Genomic DNA, 20,213 nt, shown 5'->3' with positions numbered 1-20,213 from the left:
AACCCTGCGAGAATGTTGGCTATTTGTGATGACTAACCGCCAGCAACAAAGCGGCGTGAGGGGGATAAAGCGGCAGAAAGAGGCGGAAAAGGGCTTGCGGTAACCGCAAGCCCGTCAGGGTAAAAGCCACGCCGCCCGGCGTCAGTGCAGCAGGAATAGCGTTGCCAGACCGAGGAAAATAAAGAAGCCGCCGGTATCGGTCAGCGCGGTAATCATCACGCTGGAGCCGATGGCCGGATCGCGTTGCAGTTTGGTCATTATCAGCGGGATCAGCACGCCGGTCATTGCCGCCAGCAGCAGGTTAAGGATCATCGCCAGCATCATCACGCCGCCCAGCGCCAGGTTGTCATACATCAGCCAGGTAATCCCGCCCATAATGCTGCCCCAGAACAGACCGTTGATAAGCGCCACGCTCAGTTCGCGCATAAAGAGAAAGCTAAAGTTCCCCGGCTCCACCTGATGCAGCGCCAGCGCGCGCACAATCATGGTAATCGTCTGGTTACCGGTATTGCCGCCGATGCCCGCCACGATCGGCATGAGCGTCGCCAGCGCCACCAGCTGTGAAATCGTCTCTTCGAACAGGCCAATCACCCTGGAGGCGACAAACGCGGTGCAGAGGTTGATGGCCAGCCAGGCCCAGCGCGTGCGCACCGCCTTTCTTACCGGCGCGAAGACTTCCTCTTCCTGACTCAGGCCGCTCATCTTACGGATATTGCTTTCGTTCTCTTCGTTAACCAGGTCGATAACATCTTCAATGGTAACGCGTCCAATCAGCTTGCCCTGCGCATCAATCACCGCGGCTGAAATCAGGTTATAACGTTCGAAAGCGCCGGCGGCATCTTCCGCTTTATCATCCAGGTGAAAGGTATTGGGCCGATTATTCATTATGGTAAAAACCGGCGTATCGGGCTGGTTCAGCAAAATATCGGTAAGCGGCAGCTCGCCCAACAGCACGTTGTTTTTATCAGTAATAAACAGCTTATCGGTGCCTTGCGGAATAGCGCGCCTGCGCCGTAAAAAGCGCTGCACCGTCGCCAGACAGACGTCGGCGCGCACGCTAATGAAATTAAAGTCCATGATGCGGCCAACGCGATCGCGGTCGAAATGCACCACGTTCAGCACGCGGGCGCGCAGCGTTGGGTCCAGCGAGGTGAGCAGCCGTCCGGTAAGATCGCGCGGCAGATATTTCGCCAGATAAGCCTGATCGTCAATATCCAGTGGCTCAATGGCCTGCAGAATATCTTTATCGCTCATCGCTTCGGTCAGGCTTTCCCAGACCGTTTCCGACGCCTCTACCAGCACCTGGCCGCGCCGGGAGTTATCCACCAGCCGCCACAGCGCCTGACGTTCATCTTCCGGCAGGGCTTCAAGAATATCGGCAATATCCGCCGCGTGCAGCAGGGTAAGATCATGACGCAGGCTGTCAATCTGCGCCGATGTTTCTGCCGACGGCGGCGGCTGCAGCAGGCTTTCCACCAGCTCCGGCTCATTCAGCAGAAGCGTCAGAATACGGCTGCGGGTATCGGCGAGCTGCCGGGCTTGAGATACAGACATAAAAATTCCCTGGCGTCTGGAAGCACGGGCAAAGTAAGCCCAGCGTTTTCTACAGGCATGAAGAGAGGGTAAGTTGTCTCAGTTAAGGCAACTTAACGCTCGCATCATTACTTTTTACTGGCGGGCTGGGTGGTCATGAGTAGCTCGACGTCCACCTTCTTATCCTGATGGTGCTGGAACGCGCCGGGCAAAACAAACAGCAAACGACCAAACAATATGATAAAGCTGATTAACAACACAATGCGGGTTAGTCGGCCAGTTTTACGGCGTTTTCGCAATGAGGTGATGCTATTCACGCAGGTACTCCTGTAGCAGGCCCGAGGGCGGTGGGACAATTTAGGCACAGGGTTACCGTCAGGTCAATGCCGCGCCGTCGCCTGATGCGGTAAAACCAACCGGCGCAACTTGCCCGCAGGCTAAACAAGAAGCGGGCTGAGGGCGCTTTTAATAAGGATGTTTGACGCATATCAAACCTGAAAGCCTGATGGAACTTAGTATGTGAACGGTTTTTGTTTTATGCAGCTTTTGCTGTGAGCTTTATCATTCCCGAAGAGGCCGTTCTTGTTTACCGGATATAACATGTCATCGTTCAGTCAATTCCGCCGTAGCTGGTGGGGGGGGCCTTTATGGCTGTCGCTGTTGCTGATGCCGCTTTCCGATGCGTTATCGGCTAAGCTGCTGCTGCCTGACGGTCCGGTTTATCTGCTATTTTTACCGGTGACATTAACGGTAGCGCTGCTGATGGTTTTTGACTGGGCGGCGCTGCCCGGCATTACGCTGGCGCTTTTATTGCGTTATTTAACCATTTTTTCGCTGGGCCACGCGCTGATCATCTGTACCCTGTTTATCTGCGGCATCAGTATCTGCTGGCTGGGCTACCGCATCTGGGCCGGACGGCAGTGGGGCGCGACGCCGGGAACGCAGGGGCTTGGCCTGATGCGTCTGTTCTGGATTGGTTTTCTCCTGCCGACGCTGCTGGTATTTTTACTGCAAACTATGGTGACGCTGAAAGCCGTACCCGCTTCCCTCTCGGTTTTTAACCGCAATCCGCTGACGCTGCGCACCCTGATTAACTACCAGGCTATTTTGCTATCCTGCGTGGCGATCCTGCCGCTTTACTACATGGCGATCCGCTGCTTTCGCCATGCGCGCTATTTTCCCCGCCAGATAAACCTGCTGCGCCAGCAGATCGCGGAAAGCGTGAGCGACGCAGAAATAAGAGTCTGGCTGGTTTGGCTTACCCTGCTGGTGACCCTGTTGATGCTATTGCATAGCGAGCTGCAAAATCAGGCGATCAGCGACTTTGCATCATTGCTTTTACTGCCCACCATGCTGTGGGCGGCGGCACGCTTTGGCTATCTGCTTTCCGCGCTGGCGTGGTCGTTGGTGCTGATTTTGCTGTATCAATTTCGTACCCAGCCAGAGCTCACGCTGCATCTGGCGGTGAATACTACCAACCTGCTGGTATGGTCGTTAATTCTGTACTTTATTGGCGTCAACGGCGTACGCCAGCGCAGGCTGATTAAGAAATCACGGGAGGCGGCGCTGGTCGATCCGGTGGTCGATCTGCCTAATCTGCGGGCGCTAAAAGCCATGCTGGCGCAGCAGGCGTCCTCCACGCTCTGTTTTTTACGCATTCCTGAGCTCGATCGCCTTAGCCGAACCTGGGGGCTGGATCTGCGCATTGAATATAAACGACGGCTGGCGGCGCATTTACAGCCGCTATTGCAGCCCAAAGAGGTGATTTATCATTTGCCTGGCTTTGCGCTGGCGCTGCGTCTGGATAAGGCCACCCATGAAGAGCGTATTGACCAGATTGGCACCCGCATCGATGGCTACAGTTTGCGCTGGCAGGGGCTGCCGTTACAGCCCGATATTGGCATCAGCTATTGTCACGTTGTGCCGCCGGTTAATAATCTGCCGAGGCTGCTGGGAGAGCTTAGCGAAATGGCTGAGGTTTCTCTCTACAGCCATCAGCCGGAAAATTTGCAGCAGGGCAACATAAACCCTCAGCGTCAGGCGAAGGAGAAGCTGACGCAGCTGGATGAGGTTCAGCAGGCGCTGGATAACGATCGCTTTGTGATGATGGCGCAGCGCATTGAGGGATTACGCGGCGATGATTACCATGAGTTGCTGCTGAGGCTGGTGGATGCGCAAGGAGAGCAGCTTGCGCCCGCGCGTTTTTTACCGATAGTGCAGGAGTTTGGTCTGACATGGGAAATGGATCGCTGGGTATTGAAACATGCGCTGGGCTTTATCGATAGCAGCCGCGCGCGTTTGCCTGCGATGCGCTTTGCCATCAATATCCATGCCGCCAGCCTTTACCGTCCTCATTTTGTCAACGAACTGGAGCAGCTGCTGAAGCACCATCAGGTTGAGCCGTGGCAGCTGATACTGGAAATCAGCGAGGCCGCAGGAAATATGAATTTATCTGCGGGCTATCGCACCATTAATCGCCTGCGTCGGCTGGGATGCCGCATCGCGATTGTTAACTTTGGCGTTGGCTATGCCAGCTATCTGCAGCTGAAAACGCTGCAGGCCGATATGCTGAAAATTGACGGCAGCTTCGTCCAGAATATGCTGTACAGTCCGCTGGACTACCAGATTATTGAATCCATCTGCCGCGTCGCCCGGCTGAAGCGGATGCAGATAGTGGCGGAGTGCGTTGAATCAGAGGCGGTAGCGGCTGCGCTGCGCGGGCTGGGCATCGATTATTTACAGGGCTTCGCCATCAGCGAGCCGCAGCCGTTAACCACGCTGGTAGAGCACTGATTATTCTGCCGGCGCCTTTTTCGCCAGCAGCGTGGCGAAACGCAGGCTGATGCGGTTGCCGTTTTCATCCGTTCTGTGCAGCTGTCCGACATGCTCGTTATATTTGATAATCTGCCATTGACGATAGTAATGGCTTAACTCGCCGGACTTAAAGGTAAAAGGGAAGGGAATCGGGCAGGGATAATCTTCCGTGTCCATCGCGGCGACAATCAGGTTATAGCCATTTTTAACCGTGCTGGCCTGCATATCGGCAATCAGCTGGGGAATGGTTTCCGGCTGTAAAAACATCATCACCACGGTGGACAGCACAAAATCATACGCGCCGTTAAAGCGCACGCTGTTGAGATCGGTAATCTGCGTTTCAATCCCGCTGAGCCCTTCGGCGGCAATGATCTGATTCAGCCGCTCAATGCTTTGCGGGTTTTTATCCCAGGCGGTGACCGCAAACCCTTTCATATTCAGCCACAGGCTATTGCGCCCGCTGCCGCAGCCCACGTCCAGCGCTTTGCCTGGCCGCAGGAAAGGTAACGCCGCCACAACTTCAGAGTGCGTGGCGGTAAGCTGATATTTTTCAGTAAAATAGTTATCCGGACGTGTCGTCATGTGCTTATTTCTGGTTGTTGCGGGCGAAGGAAGCGCCGCCCGAATTCGCCGGCGTGCTTTACGCCTCTTCTGCTATTGTCAGCTTCCAGCCGGAAACATCCTGCCAGTACACCTGCTCGCGCTCTAAATCGAGCTGGACCAGCGTATTCTGGCTGAAATATCCGGCCGGGAAGCGCAGCGTCCAGTGCCCCTCGTCGGTGGTCAACGTCAGCCGCTCCGGGCGATTGGTCGCCTGGCGCTGATTATTCAGCAGCGTGCCAAGACGCAGCAAAAATACCAGCGGGAGGATCTGCTTCTTTTTAAACAGCGTAAAACGCGGCAGATCGTCGCTCTTGATCGCTTTACGGTGGTAGCGAACCAGCGTAGCCAGCAGCAGCTGTTGATCCTGATTAAAGCCCGGCAGGTTGGTATTTTGCAGGATATAGGCGGAGTGACGCTGCATACCGCTGTGGTTGATGGTTAAGCCCACCTCATGCAGCATCGCCGCCCACTGCAGCAGCGAAGCAAGCTGGGGATTGGCCAGCCGGGGATTTTGATCGCGCCACTGTTGCCAGAGTTCATCCGTAGTTTCCAGCACGCGCCGCGCCTGATCGCTGTCGATATTGTAATGATTCGCCAGGCTTTGCGCGGTGCGGCTGCGAATATCCTGATGGCGGAAGCGGCCTTCCATTTCATACAGCACCCCTTCGCGCAGGGCGCCGTCAGACAGGCGCAGCTCACGGATCGCCAGCGCATCAAACACGCCGCAGAGGATCGCCAGACCGGGCACAAATACCGCTTTCCGCTCTTCCGACAGGCCGGGCAGGCTCAGCGCGGCAAAGGATTTATGCTTTATGACTTCGTCATACAGCATCTCCAGCCGTTCCGGCGTTACCTGCTTCTCTTTTTCGCCCATCGCCTGTAGCACTTCGCAGGCGGCCTTAATGGTGCCGGAAGCACCCAGCGCGTACTGCCAGCCGAGCAGCCGATATTGCCAGGCCAGCGTTTCCAGTTTTTGCGCCGCGGCCAGACGCGCCCGGCGGAAATTTTCCTGGGTAATGACACCGCCAGGAAAATAGAGATTGGCGAAGCTGACGCAGCCCATACGGCGGCTTTCCACCAGCCTGGGTTCAAAATCTTCGCCGATCACCAGCTCGGTTGAGCCTCCGCCAATATCGATTACCAGCTTGCGGCCCTTTTCCGGCTGCGTATGCTCAACGCCCATAAAAATCAGGCGCGCCTCTTCATGGCCGGAGATCACTTCGATCGGGTAGGGGATGACTTCCGCCGCGCGCCGCAGAAAATCTTCGGCATTGATCGCCTGGCGCAGCGTATGGGTGCCGACAATGGTCACGTTCGAGGCGCTGAAGCCTTGCAGACGCTCGGCAAACAGCGCCAGACAGCTGAGCCCACGCTGGATAGCGTCTTCGCTCAGTACGTTATCCGCGCCCAGCCCATCCGCCAGGTGCACGCGCTGTTTCAGACGCCCCAGCACCTGCATCGCTCCATCCACTACGCGGGCAATGACCATGTGAAAGCTATTGGAACCGAGGTCAATAGCGGCGAACTCTTGCGGTCGTGGCATGTTTTTATGGGTTATCGGCATAGTGAATTATTCAGGTTGTTCCAGAGATTTGATGTAATCGTAAATGGCCTGCTGCGCCCGCACCTTACGGCGGTTTCCTCGCGGTACATAACGGTTACTCAGTTCTTTATCAATAATGCGGGCTTTTACAGTATCACTGAACAGGATGGCAATAATATCCAGCACGCGCTGTTTCAGAACAGGATCAAGGATCGCCACCGCCACTTCAATGCGGTAATCGATATTGCGGGTCATCCAGTCGGCGGAGGAAAGAAAGACTTTTTTATCGCCGCCGTTATCAAAGATATAAACCCGATCGTGCTCCAGATAGCGGTCAACGATGCTGATTACGCGGATATTATCGCTGATCCCTTCAAGATTAGGGATCAGCGAACACATGCCGCGCACCAGCAGGTTGACCTTCACGCCAACGCTGGAGGCGGTGTACAAACGGTCCACCAGGCCCTTATCGACCAGGTTATTAATTTTCAGCGTAATCCCGGCCGGAATGCCCTGCTGCGCGTTGGCAATTTCCTCATCAATCAGCTGATAAAGCATGCGGCGCGAGTTCTGCGGCGACACCATCAGGTAATCAAAGCTTACCGGGCGGTAGGGGTTTTCAATAAAGTTGAATACCCGGCGCACCTCATTGGTGATACGCGCATCGGCGGTGAGCAGGGAATAGTCGGTATAAATGCGCGCGGTTTTTTCATTGAAATTACCGGTGCCGATATGCGCATAGCGCACAACTTCGCCGCCCTCACGGCGCGAAATCAGAAACAGCTTGGCGTGGATTTTCAGGCCCGGCGCCGAAAAGATCACATGCACGCCCGCTTCGGTCAGACGCTTGGCCCAGTGAATATTGGCCTCTTCATCAAAACGCGCCTGCAGCTCGACGACCACCGTGACTTTTTTGCCGTTATAAGCGGCGTGGATCATCGCATCGATAATGCGTGAGTTTTTCGCTACGCGATAAATATTGATCTTAATCGCCAGCACGCTGGGATCGAACGACGCCTGACGCAGCAGCTCCAGCACATGCTCAAAGGTGTGGTAGGGATAGTAGAGCAGCACATCATGATGGCGGATCGCATCGAAGCCGTTGCGGAAACCGTCGAACCAGATATGCCGCAGCTGCGGCATCGGCTTATTAACCAGGTTGGTTTTGCCAACGTTAGGAAAACTGATGAAATCTTTGAAATTATGATAGCGCCCGCCGGGGACGATGGAGTCGTAATTAGAGATATTCAGTTTATTGCGCAGCAGCTCAACCATCGCATTGGGCATATCGCGCTGATAAACAAAGCGCACCGGCTCGGCGGTCAGGCGCTGCTTGAGGCTGGAGGACATCAGTTCCAGCAGGCTCGATTCCATTTCGGTAACCAGATCGTACTCGGCGTCACGCGTCATTTTCATGGAATAGGCGTTGAGCGCGTCGTAGTCGAAAAAGCCTTTAAAAATATCGTCCAGGCAGTAACGCAGAATGTTATCCAACAGGATCATCGGCTTGCGACGGCGCGGCGACTCAGCCGGCAGATTAACAAAGCGCGGCACTTTATCCGACGGGATTTCCAGCAGGGCATAGCGAATATCCTCGCCGCGAATAATCTCGACCGCCAGATAGGTGTAATCGTCCTTCAGGAATTCAATCAAATCGGTGTCGTGATTAATCAGGATCGGCGTCACGTGCTGACGCAGTTCATGCTTAAAATAGTGACGCAGCCAGCTTTGCTGATTAGGCGACAGCTGGCGCTCGTTAATCAGAAAGATTTGATTACGCGCCATTTCCAGCAGCAAATCGTTATATAAACCGTCGAACTCCTGATCGGCCCGCAGGACGCGCTGCTGAATTTTTTTTAGCAGATGACGCGGCGTGCTGGGCGATCCCTGTTCCTCGCCAATTAAAATGCGTCGCTTCAGGTCAGCGAAGCGCACTTTATAAAATTCTTCCAGGTTATTCGAATAAATGCCCAGAAAGCGCATGCGCTCGATCAGCGGGTTGGTTTTGTCTGCGGCTTCCTGCAGTACGCGTTCATTAAAGGATAACCAGCTCAGTTCTTTTTCTATGTAAAGCTTTTCCTGACCCATTATGGCTCCGTTGTGCTGATTTGAGACGAGGGTATCCAGTTTCCAACTTCATTATGGCGAGAGTATGGCAGCAATGTCTAACCTCAACGGTTGTCATATCAGAGAGCTACGGGCAACATAGCGGCTTCAATGAGAGGAACCCACTGGCACGATGATCGATAATCATATTCCCGTCAACTACAGCAACCGTACCCGGCGTTATGTTGACCGCCTGATCGCGCGCGCAATCGGCGCCTGTGGCGTCAGCGTGCTGCTGGTCATGATGCTGCTGTTTGTCTGGCTGCTGTGGGTGGTGATGCCGCTGTTTGCCACGCCTTCTATGCAGGCGGGGCCGCTGCAGCCCGCGCTCTCAGCCCGGCCTGCCGTCGCGCTGGGTGTCAATCAGGGGTGGGGCTGGCGTATCGATAGCCAGGGCGAAGGCCGTTTCTTTCCGCTGAACGGCGCCAGCCCCGAACCAACCCTGCAGCTGGCGCGCGGGCCGCTCATTAGCGCGGCGACCGCCGATAACAGCAGCCTACTGCTGTTACAGCCCGATGGCAATTTCCAACTGGTCCAACCTGACTTTAGCGCGGCAGACGCTATGCCGCGCTGGAAGTTTCCATTAGGCGATGGCGCTTTTGACGGCGGCAGTGGCGGCTTTACGCTGGCGGCGCTGGCCTCCAGCGGCGACAAACGATGGCTGGCGGCGCTAAGCGATGGGCAGCATATTCGGCTGCTGCGCTTACAGGCCGGGCGGCCGATGCAAAGCGATATGCTGGCCAGCGGGCCGGTTAGCCAGCTGCTGCTGTCGCCCAACGGCACGCTGCTGTTCGCCAGCAGCGATCGCAGCTTACGGGTCTGGCAGATAAACGGCCAGCGGGTAACGCTGCGCGATACTATTCCGCTGACGCATCCGCCACGCCAGATAGCCTTGCTGAGCGGCGGACGTTCGCTGCTGCTTGCTGACGAAACCGGCATCAGCCAGTGGTTTGATATTGCAGATGAACAGGGCGTGCATCTGCATCGTATTCGGGATTTCAACGGCGCGCGTGCACAGCAAGCGCTGATAACCGAACCGCAGCGTCGGGTATTTGCCACGCTGAGCGGCTCCGGCGAGCTGCGGATGTTCGCCAGCAAGCGAGAGGGCGCTTTCTTTAGCCATGCGCTGGGCGAGGGCGTACGTCAGGCGCAATTTGCGCCGCTGGGCGATGGATTACTGATCGAGCGCGCCGACGGCTGGCAATACTGGCGCATCGACAATCCGTGGCCGGATATTAGCCTGCGCAGCCTGTGGCAAAAAGTCTGGTATGAAAATTATCCGCAGCCGGACTGGGTCTGGCAATCGACGGCGGTTGACGATCCTTATCAGGCTAAATTCAGTCTGGTGCCGATGGTGGCCGGTACGCTGAAGGCTGCCGCGCTGGCGATGCTGTTTGCCACGCCGCTGGCGCTTGCCGCCGCCATCTATACCGCCTGGTTTATGTCGCCGACGCTACGCCGCTGGATCAAGCCGGCGATGGAAATGATGGGCGCCTTGCCCAGCGTGGTGGTAGGTCTGTTTGCCAGCCTGTGGCTGGCACCGCAGATTGCCGTCCGGCTTTCCGGCGTGCTGCTGCTGCCCGTTGCCCTGGCGGCAACGCTATTGCTGTGTGGTCCGCTGCTGAAGCGCCTGCCGTCGCGCTGGCGTCAGCGGCTGGATGCGCCGGGGCGCGAGGTTTGGTTGCTGGTGCCGCTGCTGCTGCTGGTCAGCGCGCTCTGTCTGTGGCTGACACCGCTGAGTGATGCCGCGCTGTGGGGCAAACCGCTGGCGGAGCGGCTGCCGGGCGGCTACGAGCAGCGTAATCTTCTGATCGCCGCGTTGGCGATGGGCTTTGCGCTGGTGCCGCTGATATTTACCCTGGCGGAAGATGCCATTTTTAGCGTGCCGGCTGCGCTGGGGCAGGGATCGCTGGCGCTGGGCGCCACGGCGTGGCAAACCCTGTCGCGTGTGATTTTACCCAGTGCCGCCTCCGGTATTTTTGCCGCATTGATGATTGGCTTTGGCCGGGCGGTAGGAGAAACGATGATTGTACTGATGGCCACGGGCAATACGCCGGTTACCGAGGGCGGCTTGTTTCACGGCGTGCGGGCGCTTTCCGCCAATATAGCCGTTGAGATGCCGGAAGCGGCGGCAGGCAGCGCGCATTACCGCATTTTGTTCCTCAGCGCGCTGGTGCTGCTGGTGTTTACGCTGGTACTGAACACGCTGGCGGAAGTGGTGCGTCAGAGCTTACGTCGTCGCTATGGTCAGCATGAGAGGCAGGGATGAGCGCGCTAAAGCAAAACGATCGCTGGCGCTGGCTGACGGCAGGCGCGGTAACCTTTAGCCTGCTGGCGTTTCTGCTGTTATTGCTGCTGCTGGCCTGGCAGGGGCTGCGACATTTTTGGCCGCAGCCGGTTACGCTGTTTACGCTGGCACAGCCTGCGGCCGGAGAAGCGCAGCTGCTGGGCGAAGTGGTCAGCGCGCAGACTCTGTCGCGCCAGCAGCTTATCGATGCGGGGCTGCCGCAGGCGCAGCAGCTGCCGGAGCAGGTAACGCGCTATTTAATTAAAACCGGCAACCGCGACGTTGCCGCGTCCGATTTTCGCACCCTGCTGGAAAGGGATATTCAGCGCCGCGAGCGGCCGCCAGGAGCACTGGTGCTGCAGCGGCGCGTGGGCGGCGATGCGCTGGGCTGGTTTGCCGGCCTGTATGAAAATCAGCAGCCGCTGACGGCGCAGAATATGCAGCGCGCCCTGCAAGAGCGCCTGCAGCAAACCCATCAGCTGCTGGAGCAGGCCGAGCGCATCCGCCGCAATGAGATGGCGCGCATAACGGCACAGCTTGAAGCGCTGGAGGCCGAAGCCCTGGAGCTGAAGGCCAGCGGTCGCGACAGCGAGCAGGAAAGGTCGATGCTGATGGCGAATCGCGTCGAGCTGCAGCGGCAGTTTGCCGGGCAGGCGGAGCGGCGCGCCTCGCTGTTACAGGAAAGCGCGCGTAATACGCTGATGCTGCGTGATGCGAACGGGCAGCTGCACCGTATTCCGCTGGCGCAAATCCGCGATGCCTGGTATCCCAACGCCATGAGTCTTTCCCAAAAATGGCATCATTTTTTGCAACAGCTGTGGCACTTTGTCGCCGATTCGTCGGATGCTTCCCTTGGGGAGGACGGCGCTTTTCCGGCCATTTTCGGCACCGTGCTAATGGTGCTGCTGATGTCAGTAGTGACGATGCCGCTGGGCGTGGTTGCCGCCGTCTGGCTGCATGAATATGCCGGTCAGCATGCGCTAACCCGGCTGGTGCGTATTGCAGTGGTTAACCTGGCGGGCGTGCCGTCGATTGTTTATGGCGTGTTTGGTCTCGGTTTTTACGTCTGGCTGATTGGCGGCACCCTTGATCGGTTGTTTTACGCCACGTCGCTGCCTGACCCGACGTTTGGTACGCCGGGTCTGCTGTGGGCGTCGCTAACGCTGGCGCTGCTGACGTTGCCGGTGGTGATCGTCGCGACCGAAGAGGGGCTGTCGCGCATTCCTGCCAGCCTGCGTCATGGCTCGCTGGCGCTGGGCGCAACCCGTGCGGAAACGCTGTGGCATATCACTTTGCCGCTGGCGCTGCCCGCCATGCTTACCGGGTTAATTTTGGCCGTGGCGCGCGCGGCGGGCGAAACGGCGCCGCTGATGCTGGTAGGCGTGGTAAAAATGGCCCCGGAGCTGCCGGTAGACGGCATTTTCCCTTATCTGCATCTCGATCGTAAGTTTATGCATCTCGGCTTTCAGATTTACGATCTGGCGTTCCAAAGTCCCAACGCCGAGGCCGATCGCCCGGTGGTATATGCCACCGCGCTGCTGCTGGTGACCATTATTCTTGGCTTGAATCTTACGGCGATGGGCTTACGCCATCGTCTGCGCGAGCGCTATCGCTCGCTGGTGCAATAACGGTGAGGACCATGACGGCTGAAATCGAAACCGCGCTAACGATTAATAATCTTTCCCTCTGGTATGGCGACAAACAGGCTCTGGATGCGGTTAGCCTGCAGATCCCGAAAAATCGGATTACCGCGCTTATTGGCCCGTCCGGCTGTGGTAAATCAACGTTACTGCGCTCTCTTAACCGCATGAACGATGTTATCGATAACTGCCGCGTGGCGGGCGAGGTTATGCTCGATCGGCGGAATATCCTGGAGCGCGGCGGCGATCTTTCGGCGCTGCGTCGTCGCGTCGGCATGGTTTTTCAGCGGCCCAATCCGTTTCCAAAATCGATTTATGAAAATGTGGTGTACGGCCTGCGCCTGCAGGGCGTGCGCGATCGACGCATTTTAAACGAGGCGGTGGAGCGAGCGTTGCGCGCAGCGGCGCTGTGGCCGGAAGTTAAGGACAGCCTGCGGCAAAATGCGCTCACGCTGTCCAGCGGACAGCAGCAGCGGCTGGTGATTGCGCGCGCGATTGCTATCGAGCCGGAAGTGCTGTTGCTGGATGAGCCAACCTCCGCGCTGGATCCCATTTCCACGCTGGTGATCGAAGAGCTGATGACCACGCTGAAGCAGCATTTTACCCTGATTCTGGTGACGCATAATATGCAGCAGGCGGCGCGCGTTTCTGACTATACCGCTTTTATGCATCAGGGGAAGGTGTTGGAGTTTGCCGATACCGATACGCTGTTTACCACGCCGGGGCAGCGGCGCACCGAGGATTATATTACCGGGCGCTTTGGCTAACAGAAAAAATTAAAGGAAAACCACCGCCGTCGTTTTCCTTTTTAGCCCGCCTGCGGATCTATTACCGACGGGTTAATCGATTACGTAGCCCTGAGGCGGAAGCGGCTTGCCATCCAGCCAGGCGGCGTTATCACGCATCATTAGCCGGCCCTCAACGAACCAGCTGATGACCTGCGGATAGATCGCATGTTCCTGCTGCTGCACGCGGGCGGCTATCTCTTCTTCGCTGTCGCCGCTACATACCGGCACTCTGGCCTGTAAAATAACCGGGCCGCCATCCAGCTGGTCGGTAACAAAATGCACCGAAGTGCCATGCTCACTGTCGCCGTTGGCAATTGCCTGACGATGCGTATGCAGGCCCGGATATTTCGGCAGCAGCGAAGGATGGATATTCAGCAGCCGATCGTGATAGCGGGCGACAAAGACCGGGCTAAGAATACGCATATAGCCTGCCAGCACCACCAGATCGGGCGCGTAAGCATCGATCTCGCGGATGAGCTGACGATCGAAGGCCTCGCGGCTTTCATAATCGGCGGCTGAAAGCGCATGGGCGGCAACGCCCGCGCTGCGGGCGCGCTCAAGGCCAAACGCGTTGGCCTTATTGCTGAAAACTGCCGCCGTGTTGGCGTTGATGCGGCCCTGCTGACAGGCATCGAGAATCGCCTGTAGGTTGCTGCCGTTACCCGATATTAGCACGACCAGCCGCTTCATTTGATAACCACACGCTCTTCTGCGTCAGAGGCGTTAATCACGCCGATTTTCCATGCCTGCTCGCCTGCGGCATTCATCAGCTCAACCGCTTTATCCGCCTCATCGGCGCTCACGGCGATCACCATGCCGACGCCGCAGTTAAAGGTGCGGTACATCTCATGGCGGCTGACGTTGCCCGCCTGCTGCAGCCAGTTAAATACCGCTGGCCACTGCCAGCTGGCTTCATCGATAACCGCCTGGGTATTTTCCGGCAGCACGCGCGGAATATTTTCCCAGAAGCCGCCGCCGGTGAGGTGGGCGATAGCATGAACATCGATCTGTTCAATCAGGCTAAGGATATTTTTGACGTAGATGCGCGTCGGCGCCAGCAGATGATCGGCCAGCGGTTTGCCGTCGAGCTGCTGGCTTAACGGATCGGTCTGGCTGACCTGAAGAATTTTGCGTACCAGGGAATAGCCGTTGGAGTGCGGGCCGCTGGAGGCGAGGGCGATCAGTACGTCGCCGTTCTGTACTTTGCTGCCGTCGATGATTTCTGACTTTTCCACCACGCCGACGCAAAAGCCTGCCACATCGTAATCTTCGCCGTGGTACATGCCCGGCATCTCTGCGGTTTCACCGCCAACCAGCGCGCAGCCCGACTGTAAACAACCTTCAGCGATCCCGCTGATAACGGCGGAAGCGGTATCGACATCCAGCTTGCCGGTGGCGTAGTAGTCAAGGAAGAAAAGCGGTTCAGCGCCCTGTACCACCAGGTCGTTAACGCACATGGCGACCAGATCGATGCCGATGGTATCGTGGCGCTGCAGATCCATCGCCAGACGCAGCTTGGTGCCGACGCCGTCGGTGCCGGAGACCAGCACGGGCTCGCGATATTTTTGCGGCAGCGCACACAGCGCGCCAAAACCGCCGAGACCGCCCATTACTTCCGGACGACGGGTTTGTTTCACCACGCCTTTAATACGATCGACTAACGCGTTGCCTGCATCAATATCAACGCCGGCGTCTTTATAGCTGAGAGAGGTCTTTTCGGTCACAGCGGTTTCCCCACGCGGTTTTGCGGTTTGAATTAAAGCGCGGCAATTCTAACAGCGCAGGCAAACGTTTGCGAGGCCGCTGTTGCAGATTATTTATTTTAGATGATGCTTGATACAGCGCGTAGCTTTTACGCTTTATTGCCCGATTACATATGGCGCAGCGGGCAAAAGGCGGTATAATCCGGCGATTTTTTTTTCCGCTCAACACTCCGGGAGTACAACAATGAAGATCGTGGAAGTCAAACACCCGCTCGTCAAACATAAACTGGGCCTGATGCGTGAGCAAGATATTAGCACCAAGCGCTTTCGCGAACTGGCATCTGAAGTGGGAAGTTTGCTGACCTACGAAGCCACCGCCGATCTGGAAACTGAAAAAGTAACTATTGAAGGCTGGAATGGTCCGGTAGAAATCGACCAGATCAAAGGCAAGAAAATCACCGTTGTTCCGATTCTGCGTGCCGGCCTTGGCATGATGGAAGGGGTGCTGGAGCATGTGCCGAGCGCGCGTATCAGCGTGGTGGGCGTTTATCGTGATGAAGAGACGCTGGAGCCGGTACCTTATTTCCAGAAGCTGGTGTCCAATATCGAAGAGCGCATGGCGCTGGTGGTGGACCCGATGCTGGCGACCGGCGGCTCGATGATCGCGACGATCGATCTGCTGAAAAAAGCGGGCTGTAACTCGATTAAAGTGCTGGTCCTGGTGGCCGCGCCGGAAGGCATCGCCGCGCTGGAAAAAGCGCACCCGGATGTCGAACTCTATACCGCCTCCATCGATCGTGGCCTGAATGAGAAAGGCTACATCATCCCCGGTCTCGGTGACGCGGGCGATAAGATTTTCGGAACCAAATAATTATTCAGCCGACCGCAGAGTCGGCTTTTTTTTGCCAAAAACATCTCAAGGGGATACTCCATGACTCGTCGCGCGATTGGCGTTAGCGAACGTCCACCGCTACTGCAAACGATTCCGCTCAGTTTTCAGCATCTGTTCGCGATGTTCGGCGCCACGGTGCTGGTGCCGATTCTGTTTCATATCAATCCGGCCACCGTGCTGCTGTTTAACGGCGTCGGTACTTTGCTCTATCTGTTTATCTGCAAGGGTAAAATTCCTGCCTATTTAGGTTCCAGCTTTGCCTTTATCTCGCCGGTTCTGCTGCTGCTGCCGCTCGGTTATGAGGTGGCGCTGGGCGGCTTTATTCTGTGCGGCGTGCTGTTTTGTCTGGTGGCGCTGATTGTGAAAAAAGCGGGCACCGGCTGGCTGGATGTGATGTTCCCGCCGGCGGCAATGGGCGCGATTGTCGCGGTCATCGGGCTGGAACTGGCGGGCGTGGCGGCGAATATGGCTGGCCTGCTGCCCGCCAGCGACGCTACCGTTGATGGCACCGCGGTAACCATTTCGCTGGTGACGCTGGCGGTCACCGTATTTGGTTCGGTGCTGTTTCGCGGTTTTCTGGCGATCATCCCGATTCTGATCGGCGTGCTGGCAGGCTATCTGCTGTCATGGGCGATGGGCATTGTAGACTGGAGCGGGGTGGCGGCTGCGCCGTGGTTCGCGCTGCCGACCTTCTATACGCCGCGCTTCGAATGGTATGCGATGTTGACGATTTTACCGGCCGCGCTGGTGGTTATCGCCGAGCATGTCGGGCATCTGGTCGTCACGGCGAATATCGTTAAAAAAGATCTGATCCGTGACCCCGGCCTGCATCGCTCAATGTTTGCCAACGGCTTCTCAACCATTATTTCCGGCTTTTTCGGCTCGACGCCGAACACCACCTACGGCGAAAATATCGGGGTAATGGCGATTACCCGCGTTTACAGTACCTGGGTGATTGGCGGCGCGGCGATTATCGCTATCCTGCTCTCCTGCGTCGGCAAGCTGGCGGCAGCTATTCAGGCGATCCCGGTGCCGGTCATGGGCGGGGTTTCGCTGCTGCTGTATGGCGTGATCGGCGCATCCGGTATTCGCGTGCTGATTGAATCAAAAGTGGACTATAACAAGGCGCAGAACCTGATCCTGACCTCGGTTATTTTGATTATCGGCGTCAGCGGGGCGAAGGTGCATATCGGCGCGGCTGAACTGAAAGGTATGGCGCTGGCGACTCTTGTTGGCGTGGCGCTGAGCCTGATTTTTAAAGTGATTAACGTGCTGCGCCCGGAAGAGGTGATTCTGGACGCGCCGGATAAATCGCAGGAGTAAGGTCAGCGGAGAGAAAGGCGCTCTGGGGCGCCTTTTGCCGCAGAGGCTGCCCCCGAAAGCAGCGGGGCAGCAATTTCATTTCACGTGAAAGATGTGTTAAACTACCGCGGTTTTTAGCCCGTTCACGCTTGAGGTGCTTCTGAACACGCCGGCACAACTTTCACTGCCACTCTATTTACCGGATGATGAAACCTTCGCCAGTTTCTGGCCGGGAGAAAATCCGTCCCTGCTGGCGGCACTCAAAGGTGCTTTAGGGCAGGAACATGGCAGTTATCTCTATTTCTGGTCGCGTCAGGGCGGCGGGCGCAGCCATCTGTTGCATGCCGCCTGTGCCGAAATGTCAACGCGCGGCGATGCCGTTGGCTATGTCCCGCTGGATAAACGCACCTGGTTCGTACCGGAAGTGCTGGATGGCATGGAACAGCTCTCGCTGATCTGCATTGATAATATTGAATGTATTGCCGGTGAAGAGGCGTGGGAAATGGCGATCTTCGATCTTTATAATCGCATCCTCGAAACCGGTAAAACTCGCCTGCTGATCACCGGCGATCGTCCGCCGCGCCAGCTTAATCTCAAGCTGCCGGATCTCGCTTCACGCCTCGATTGGGGCCAAATCTATAAGTTACAGCCGCTATCGGATGAAGATAAGCTACAGGCGCTGCAGCTGCGCGCCAGCCTGCGCGGTTTCGAACTGCCGGAAGACGTTGGACGTTTTCTGCTGAAACGTTTGGATCGTGAGATGCGCACGCTGTTTACCACGCTGGACCGGCTCGATCGGGCCTCGATTAGCGCCCAGCGTAAGTTAACCATTCCGTTTGTTAAGGAAATCCTGGCGCTGTAGGCCGATTAACGTCCTTTTTGATATTGACGGAAGCGTAGCTGCAGCTGACGAAGCTGATCGATGCGCGCGTCATAGCGCGCCTGTGTCAGGCTGCCTAAGGCTACCTGAGCGCTGGCGCCGCTCAGGGTAGTGATCGCCTGATCTAACTGACCGGTTAACGCCAGCCCTTCCGCTCGCGCCGACAGCTCCTCATCACGCAGGTTTTGCGCCGCCGACGCCTGCGCCAGCAGATCCCAACCGTTACTATCATCAGGATGCGCCCAGGTATAGCGATGCAGGATCCGGCTGGCCGCAGCGGGCTGTTTCGCTTCCAGCAGCGCATTCGCCAGGTTGAGCTGCAATACCGGATCGCTGCTGCTGGCCTTTTGCGCCGTCAGAAGCTTCACCGCCGCTTGCGGCTGATTCAGACCTACGTCAATGTCAGTCATAATATCCAGATACCAGACATTGTCTGGATCTTTCGCCAGCAGCGGCTCGATAATCTTTTTCGCATTGGCGAAGCTTTTGGCTTCGAGAAACAGAATCGCTCTGCCGTACTGCGCGGCCTGCTGCTGGCGCGCATTGCCTTTTGACCACTCATCCAGCAAATCTTCGCCCAGCTGGTTTTGCCCGGTAGCATACATGCCCAGCGCGCGCGCTTTCGCCATATAGTAATCCTGCGAAGATTGCACCACGACCGGCCGCATCTGATTGGCCCGATTACGGGCATCGGCCAGACGGCTGTCCGGCAGCGGGTGGGTCAGCAGAATTTCCGGCGGCTTAAAGGCGAAGCGGGACTGGTCCGCCAGCTTCTGTAAAAAGGTCGGCATCGCCTGCGGATCGAAACCGGCGCGCTGCAATACCTGAATTCCGATCCGATCCGCTTCCTGTTCATTATTCTGCGTAAACGAGATAACGCCCTGCTGGGTGCCAGCCAGCGTGCCGGCTAAGCCCGCCATGCCCGCCTGTGGGTTGGCCATCGCCAGTAAAATCGAGCCCAGCGCGCCGACCCAGGTGAGCGGGGCGTTGCGCTGCTGCTCTTCCATCGCACGCGCCAGATGACGCTGGGTAACGTGTGAGATTTCATGCGCCAATACCGAGGCCAGCTGGCTTTCATCGTCGCTGGCGCGAAACAGGGCGGAATGCAGCACAACGTTACCGCCAAAGAAGGCGAAGGCGTTTATTTCATCATTGCGGATCAGATAGAAATGAAAGGGCGTACGTACCGAATTGGCGTGGGCAACCAGACGCAGACCAAGTTGGTTAATATATTGATTAAGCAAGGGATCATTGATCAGCGGTGCGCTGGCGCGCAGCTGGCGCACGTAAAAATCGCCCATCTGCAGTTCCTGATTAATCGACAGCGTGCCGCCTGCAGTGGTGCCAATATCGGGCAGCGTATCAGCGACGTCGGCCTGGGAAGGAAGCACGTTGCTCGCCAGCAGCGTGACGAAGAGTGAAGCGATCACATTTTTCTTCAGGCGATTAACCATGCTTCTTCCCCAGGGCAAGAGTAACGTTTCGACCGATCCCGGTCCTGATAGTTCATATGCCAGCGCAGCGCTGGCGCTCAGAGCGCTATCTTAGCGAGGTAATCTGCATAATGAAATGGCTGTTTAAGCCTGATGATATAAGGGAAAAACAGTGAGTCAGCGCACGGGTAAAATTCAAAGTTGTGTAAACTTATTCAGAGAAACTGAAAGTGGCACAGGATTTGTTTAAGTAAGTTCTGAAAATTATTGACCAGCTGCACAGATTTTTTTTTACAACCGTTAGCAAAGCTTTTGGCTTCGACAAAAATAGCCGGTGCTACTCATTTTAAACTGGCATGGCAGTTTTATGTTTTTTTATAAAATCAGACCAAATTAAGAGCCATGCTTTAATTAAAAACTGGCGAGCTTACCTTTTGTTTGGCTTTGTTTCCTGTTTTATTCTGGATCTGTCGGCGTTATTCATTTTATAAGTTTATTCTTAAAACAACATTCCACTAATAGATTGAGCTCACTTTATTAAAAATAAAGCAAAGCGCGATGGTTTACTGAGGTTATGTTTTCCAGATGAAATTACCGCGTTAGTGCCGCTGCGTAACCTGTATTTTCATAATAAGAGTCTGTGATATAGATAAAAAAGGCCGCTAAGAAATAGAGATGGAGTTTCCATC

The 20,213-nt window shown here is 56.4% G+C and carries 15 protein-coding genes; 7 read left to right on the top strand and 8 right to left on the bottom strand.

Annotation, left to right across the window (positions count from 1 at the left end):
- Positions 1-141 precede the first annotated feature (141 nt).
- The gene (mgtE, locus tag COO59_RS12085) at positions 142-1,554 is read right to left on the bottom strand and encodes a magnesium transporter (RefSeq protein WP_103060045.1); all 1,413 of its coding nucleotides are present in this window, start codon (positions 1,552-1,554) and stop codon (positions 142-144) included.
- Positions 1,555-1,661: 107 nt separating this feature from the next.
- Positions 1,662-1,850, bottom strand: a complete 189-nt coding sequence (locus COO59_RS12080) for a YfgG family protein (RefSeq protein WP_103060044.1) — start codon at positions 1,848-1,850, stop codon at positions 1,662-1,664.
- 283 nt (positions 1,851-2,133) lie between these two features.
- On the opposite strand from COO59_RS12080, the gene COO59_RS12075 reads away from it, so the two are divergent.
- Positions 2,134-4,326, top strand: a complete 2,193-nt coding sequence (locus COO59_RS12075) for a sensor domain-containing phosphodiesterase (RefSeq protein WP_103060043.1) — start codon at positions 2,134-2,136, stop codon at positions 4,324-4,326.
- Here COO59_RS12075 and tehB read toward each other — a convergent pair whose 3' ends face one another.
- From tehB to ppk1, 3 genes are read right to left on the bottom strand one after another with little or no spacing between them, the layout of a single operon-like run.
- Entirely contained in the window at positions 4,327-4,929 is a 603-nt protein-coding gene (gene tehB / locus COO59_RS12070) for a tellurite resistance methyltransferase TehB (protein WP_103060042.1), read from the bottom strand.
- Positions 4,930-4,987: 58 nt separating this feature from the next.
- Entirely contained in the window at positions 4,988-6,514 is a 1,527-nt protein-coding gene (ppx, locus tag COO59_RS12065; RefSeq protein ID WP_103060041.1) for an exopolyphosphatase, read from the bottom strand.
- A 6-nt stretch (positions 6,515-6,520) separates the two neighbouring features.
- Positions 6,521-8,581, bottom strand: coding sequence for a polyphosphate kinase 1 (ppk1, locus tag COO59_RS12060; RefSeq protein ID WP_103060040.1), 2,061 nt, complete (start codon positions 8,579-8,581; stop codon positions 6,521-6,523).
- Between the two features lie 151 nt (positions 8,582-8,732).
- On the opposite strand from ppk1, the gene COO59_RS12055 reads away from it, so the two are divergent.
- From COO59_RS12055 to pstB, 3 genes are read left to right on the top strand one after another with little or no spacing between them, the layout of a single operon-like run.
- Positions 8,733-10,868, top strand: a complete 2,136-nt coding sequence (locus tag COO59_RS12055) for an ABC transporter permease subunit (RefSeq protein WP_103060039.1) — start codon at positions 8,733-8,735, stop codon at positions 10,866-10,868.
- Positions 10,865-12,514, top strand: a complete 1,650-nt coding sequence (gene pstA / locus COO59_RS12050; RefSeq protein ID WP_103060038.1) for a phosphate ABC transporter permease PstA — start codon at positions 10,865-10,867, stop codon at positions 12,512-12,514. Before COO59_RS12055 ends, pstA begins: the two co-directional genes overlap by 4 nt.
- An 11-nt stretch (positions 12,515-12,525) precedes the next feature.
- Complete coding sequence (pstB, locus tag COO59_RS12045; protein ID WP_103060037.1) at positions 12,526-13,293, top strand: phosphate ABC transporter ATP-binding protein PstB; 768 nt, start codon at positions 12,526-12,528, stop codon at positions 13,291-13,293.
- Between the two features lie 72 nt (positions 13,294-13,365).
- On the opposite strand, the gene purN is transcribed toward pstB, so the two are convergent.
- Positions 13,366-14,004: a phosphoribosylglycinamide formyltransferase gene (gene purN, locus COO59_RS12040; protein ID WP_103060036.1), complete on the bottom strand. Its 639-nt coding sequence runs from the start codon at positions 14,002-14,004 to the stop codon at positions 13,366-13,368.
- The gene (gene purM / locus COO59_RS12035; protein ID WP_103060035.1) at positions 14,001-15,038 is read right to left on the bottom strand and encodes a phosphoribosylformylglycinamidine cyclo-ligase; all 1,038 of its coding nucleotides are present in this window, start codon (positions 15,036-15,038) and stop codon (positions 14,001-14,003) included. Before purM ends, purN begins: the two co-directional genes overlap by 4 nt.
- Before the next feature lie 223 nt (positions 15,039-15,261).
- Between purM and upp the strand changes: the two genes are divergently transcribed.
- From upp to hda, 3 genes are all read left to right on the top strand, one after another.
- The gene (gene upp, locus COO59_RS12025; RefSeq protein ID WP_085070795.1) at positions 15,262-15,888 is read left to right on the top strand and encodes a uracil phosphoribosyltransferase; all 627 of its coding nucleotides are present in this window, start codon (positions 15,262-15,264) and stop codon (positions 15,886-15,888) included.
- Positions 15,889-15,948: 60 nt separating this feature from the next.
- Positions 15,949-17,232: a uracil permease gene (uraA, locus tag COO59_RS12020; protein ID WP_103060033.1), complete on the top strand. Its 1,284-nt coding sequence runs from the start codon at positions 15,949-15,951 to the stop codon at positions 17,230-17,232.
- A 139-nt stretch (positions 17,233-17,371) separates the two neighbouring features.
- On the top strand, positions 17,372-18,073 hold the full coding sequence (gene hda / locus COO59_RS12015) for a DnaA inactivator Hda (RefSeq protein ID WP_240614132.1): 702 nt from the start codon (positions 17,372-17,374) through the stop codon (positions 18,071-18,073).
- Between the two features lie 5 nt (positions 18,074-18,078).
- Here the strand turns inward: hda and bepA are convergent, their stop codons facing one another.
- Positions 18,079-19,545, bottom strand: a complete 1,467-nt coding sequence (bepA, locus tag COO59_RS12010) for a beta-barrel assembly-enhancing protease (protein WP_103060031.1) — start codon at positions 19,543-19,545, stop codon at positions 18,079-18,081.
- Positions 19,546-20,213: the final 668 nt, after the last annotated feature.

Origin of the sequence: Mixta theicola, from assembly GCF_002895925.1 — a bacterium.
GTDB classification, from domain to species: Bacteria; Pseudomonadota; Gammaproteobacteria; order Enterobacterales; family Enterobacteriaceae; genus Mixta; species Mixta theicola.
Note: the sequence above shows the minus strand (reverse complement) of the source record. Positions and strands in the feature narration are given on the sequence as shown.